The sequence below is a fragment of the Micromonospora sp. KC207 genome (genome assembly GCF_004348615.1).
In the GTDB taxonomy this organism is placed as follows: domain Bacteria; phylum Actinomycetota; class Actinomycetes; order Mycobacteriales; family Micromonosporaceae; genus Micromonospora.
Window position 1 is genome coordinate 1 of the sequence record NZ_SMKJ01000425.1, and the last position, 4,136, is coordinate 4,136.

4 protein-coding genes are annotated in these 4,136 nt (G+C 74.3%); 3 read left to right on the forward strand and 1 reads right to left on the reverse strand.

Going from position 1 to position 4,136, the window contains the following annotated elements; translation table 11 throughout:
* Positions 1-260 precede the first annotated feature (260 nt).
* Together glpX and E1258_RS30540 are read left to right on the forward strand one after the other, a co-directional pair.
* A complete protein-coding gene (gene glpX, locus E1258_RS30535; protein ID WP_132407201.1) occupies positions 261-1,292 on the forward strand; it encodes a class II fructose-bisphosphatase in 1,032 nt (343 codons plus the stop codon).
* Complete coding sequence (locus E1258_RS30540; RefSeq protein WP_132407203.1) at positions 1,289-2,290, forward strand: DMT family transporter; 1,002 nt, start codon at positions 1,289-1,291, stop codon at positions 2,288-2,290. The genes glpX and E1258_RS30540 overlap by 4 nt, the downstream gene beginning before the upstream one ends.
* A gap of 53 nt (positions 2,291-2,343) precedes the next feature.
* Here E1258_RS30540 and E1258_RS30545 read toward each other — a convergent pair whose 3' ends face one another.
* The gene (locus E1258_RS30545) at positions 2,344-3,309 is read right to left on the reverse strand and encodes an NAD-dependent epimerase/dehydratase family protein (protein ID WP_132407205.1); all 966 of its coding nucleotides are present in this window, start codon (positions 3,307-3,309) and stop codon (positions 2,344-2,346) included.
* A 143-nt stretch (positions 3,310-3,452) separates the two neighbouring features.
* Here E1258_RS30545 and E1258_RS30550 point away from each other — a divergent pair.
* A partial coding sequence (locus tag E1258_RS30550) for a TetR/AcrR family transcriptional regulator (protein WP_132407207.1) occupies positions 3,453-4,136 on the forward strand: 684 nt, incomplete at its 3' end.

The following is a 4,136-nucleotide window of genomic DNA, read 5'->3' on the forward strand; positions in this document are numbered from 1 at the left end:
GGTCGGCTCGGCGGGGCGGGAGTCGGCGGGCTGTCCGGGTTCCACCCCTGCATTGTTCCAGCCCCGGGTCGCCGCCGACCGAACCGCCACCGCCGGGTGACCGGGGTGATCTGTCCCACCGCCCGGTTGCCGGGAAGCTGGCCACCAGCGCCCCGGCCCGACGATAGGTTGACGATCGTGTGAGGATCAGCGACAAAGCCGGCGGCGGCGACGGCCACGTTCGCCGGTCCACCCCGCAACGTCGCGAGGAGGAAGCCGTCATGACGAGCGCCAGGACGCGTACCCCCCAGAATCTCGACCGCAACCTCGCCCTCGACCTGGTCCGGGTCACCGAGGCCGCGGCGATGGCCGCCGGCCGTTGGGTCGGTCGGGGCGACAAGGAGGGCGGCGACGGAGCAGCGGTCGACGCCATGCGCAAGCTGATCAACTCGATCCCGATGCGGGGCGTCGTGGTGATCGGTGAGGGCGAGAAGGACAACGCGCCGATGCTCTTCAACGGCGAGGAGGTCGGCGACGGCTCCGGCCCCGAGGTGGACGTCGCGGTCGACCCGATCGACGGCACCACGCTGATGAGCAAGGGCATGCCGAACGCGCTCGCCGTCCTCGCGGTGGCCGAGCGGGGGGCGATGTTCGACCCGAGCGCCGTGTTCTACATGGAGAAGCTGGCCGTCGGCCAGACCTACGCCGACGTGGTCGACATCAACGCCGGAGTCGCCGACAACCTGCGCCGGATCGCCAAGGTCAAGGGCACCGACGTGTCCGAGGTCACCGTCTGCGTGCTCGACCGGTCCCGCCACGACGACCTGATCACCCAGATCCGGCGGGCGGGGGCGGGCATCCGGTTCATCTCCGACGGCGACATCGCGGGCGCGATCGCCGCCGCCCGGAACGAGTCGGACGTCGACGTGCTGATGGGCATCGGCGGCACCCCGGAGGGGATCACCGCCGCTTGCGCCCTCAAGTGCATGGGCGGGGTGATGCAGGCCAAGCTCTGGCCGCGCGACGCGCAGGAGCGGGAGAAGGCGCTCGCCGCCGGGCACGACCTGGACCGCGTGCTCACCACCGACGACCTGGTCACCGGCGACAACTGCTTCTTCGTGGCGACCGGGGTCACCTCCGGCGACCTGCTACGCGGTGTGAGCTACCGGGCCGGCGGGGCCTACACCCAGTCGATCGTCATGCGCTCGAAGAGCGGCACGATCCGGGTGATCGACTCGTACCACCGGCTGGAGAAGCTCGCGCTGTACTCGGCCGTCGACTTCGACGGCCGCCCCCTCGCCGAACAGGAATGACCGCCACCTGGATCGCGCCCCCGCCGACCCTGCCGACCGCCCGCCGGATCACGGGCGTCGGGCTGGCCACCGCTTCCGGGGTCGCCGTGGCCGTACAGTCCCGGATCAACGGCGAGTTGGGCGTACGGCTGGCCGACGGGATCGCCGCCGCGGTGATCTCGTTCGGCCTCGGCCTGCTGGTGCTGCTGGTGCTGGTTGCGGCCACCCCAGATGGGCGGCGGGGCCTGGCCGCGCTGCGGGCGGCGCTTGCCGGCGGGTCGCTGCGGCCGTGGCAGTGCCTCGGCGGTGCCTGCGGGGCGCTCTTCGTGGCCGCTCAAGGGTTGACCATCGGCACGCTCGGCGTCGCCGTGTTCACCGTGGCGGCGGTCGCCGGGCAGTCCGGCAGCAGCCTGCTGGTCGACCGGGCCGGGCTCGGCCCCGCCGGCCGGCAGGCGGTCACCCCGAGCCGCCTGGTCGGCGCGGCGCTGACCGTGCTGGCCGTGCTGCTGGCGGTCGGCGACCGGCTCGGCGACCCGGGCGCGCTGGGTCTGGCGCTGCTGCCGCTGCTGGCCGGGGTGGGCGTCGCCTGGCAGCAGGCCGTCAACGGCCGGGTCCGGGTGGCCACCGGCAGCGCCCTGGCGGCGACGCTGGTCAACTTCGCCGTCGGCACCGTGGCGCTGCTCGCCGCGTTCGTGGTGGACGTGGCCGTGCGGGGCCACCCGGACGGGAGCCTCCCGGCCGAGCCCTGGCTCTACCTGGGCGGGCCGATCGGCATCGTCTTCATCGCGGTCGCCGTCGCCGTCGTGCGGTTCACCGGGGTGCTGCTGCTCGGCCTGGCCACCATCGCCGGGCAGGTCGTGGGTGCGGCCCTGCTGGACGTGGTGCTGCCGACCACGGCCTCGCACCCGGGGGTGAACACGTTGCTGGGTGCCGCGCTCACCCTGGTCGCCGTGCTGCTCGCCGCCCTCGGCCCGGCGCGGCGACGGCAAGGAAGGGCCCCTTCTCAACGCCTACGGTAGAGCGGGGTTCCCTCTCACCATTCGCGGCGGCTCCCACCCCCCCCCGGCGGCTCTCAGTGCCTCCGGCGTGGGTCGCCGCTTCCGGCACCGGTCGCCGGGGCGACGTGGCGCAGGGCGGCGACGGTCTGCGCGAGCGCGCGGTCCAGCGGGGTCGGCTCGACGCCGAGGATCTCGGTGGCCGAGGTCGAGTCCATCAGGTACGGGCGGTCGAACTGGTACGCCGTCTCCCGCAGCTCCCGCGCGAACGGGTTGACCAGTCCGGCCAGCCACAGCCCGGGGTACGGCAGCCGGACGAGTCTCGGGGCGGGGGCGCCGGCCAGGGCGGCGGCCCGGGTGGCCAACTCCCGCACGGAGACCGCGGGCGGGCTGGGCACGTGCCAGGCCCGGCCCCAGGCGCGCTCGGCGGCGGCGGCCACCACGAGGGTACGCGCGACGTCGTCGACGTACGTCCAGGTGTGCGGGGCGTCGAAGTCGACGGGCAGGACCACCCGCCGGCCGGCGAGCACCGGGGGCAGCAGCAGCATCGGCAGCGACGTCGTGCCGACGCCGAGGTAGTCGGAGCCACGTACCTCGGTCACCCGGGCCTGCCCCGCCCGGTGGGCGGCCAGCGCCTCGGCCCACATCCGGTTGCGGACCCGCCCCTTCGTGCCGGCCGCCGCCGGTGGGGTGGCCTCGGTCATCGGCCCGTCGACCGGCCCGTACCCGTAGAGGTTGCCGACCGTGGCGAGCACGGCCCCGGTGCGCCCGGCGGCGGTGAGCAGCGCGGCGGCCAGCGGCGGCCAGTCCCTCGCCCAGCGGTGGTATGCCGGGTTGGCGCAGTTGTAGACGGCGACTGCGCCGTCGGCGAGCGTGGCGAGCCGGTCCGGGTCGGCGGCGTCGGCGGCGACCCGCTCGACGGCCGGGTGGTCCGGGCCGGTGCCGCGCCGGGTGACCACCCGGACCCGCTCGCCGGCGGCAGCCAGGCGGTAGGCGGTGGCGGTGCCGACGGGTCCGGCGCCGACGATCACATGCAGCGACATCACAGGTCACCCTTCGAATCGGGGGTACGAATAGAGAGCACCGCTCTCTTGAGCTCGCACCCAGCATGACGCTGGAGGCCACCCCCGTCAAGAGCGGTGCTCACTGTTTTGATCCACGCTCTCTACTGTGGCAGAGTGGTGGCATGTCCGCCTCCTCGATTCGCGCCCGGGTACGCGCCGAGATGCTCGACGAGATCAAGGCCGTCGCGCGCCGCCACCTCGCCACCGACGGCGCCAACCTCAGCCTGCGGGCGGTCGCCCGGGACATGGGAATGGTCTCCTCGGCCCTGTACCGCTACTACCCGAGCCGGGACGACCTGCTCACCGCGCTGATCATCGAGGCGTACGACGCGCTGGGAGCGGCCGTGGAGACGGCCGACGCGGGCGCGGACCAGCTCGACCCACGCGGGCGTTGGCACGCCGCCTGCCGGGCGGCCCGGGACTGGGCCCTGGCCCATCCCGCCGAGTACGCCCTGCTCTACGGCAGCCCGGTTCCCGGGTACGCCGCCCCGGACGACACCCTCGGGCCGGCGCTGCGCCCGCCGGTCGTCCTGATCGGCATCCTCCGCGACGGCCTGGCCGCCGGGCGGGTCGCCGCCCCCGACCCCGAGGAGTTGCCCGAGCCGCTGCGGGCCGACCTCGCGGAGGTCGCCGCCGCCATCGCGCCAGGCCTGCCCGAGGCGCTGCTCGCCCGGGTCATGGCCGGCTGGACCCAACTCTTCGGGCTGATCAGCTTCGAGCTCTTCGGCCGGATCAACCGCACGCTCCCGCACCGGGCCGAATATTTCGACCACCAGACCACCCTGATGGCCGACCTCATCGGCCTC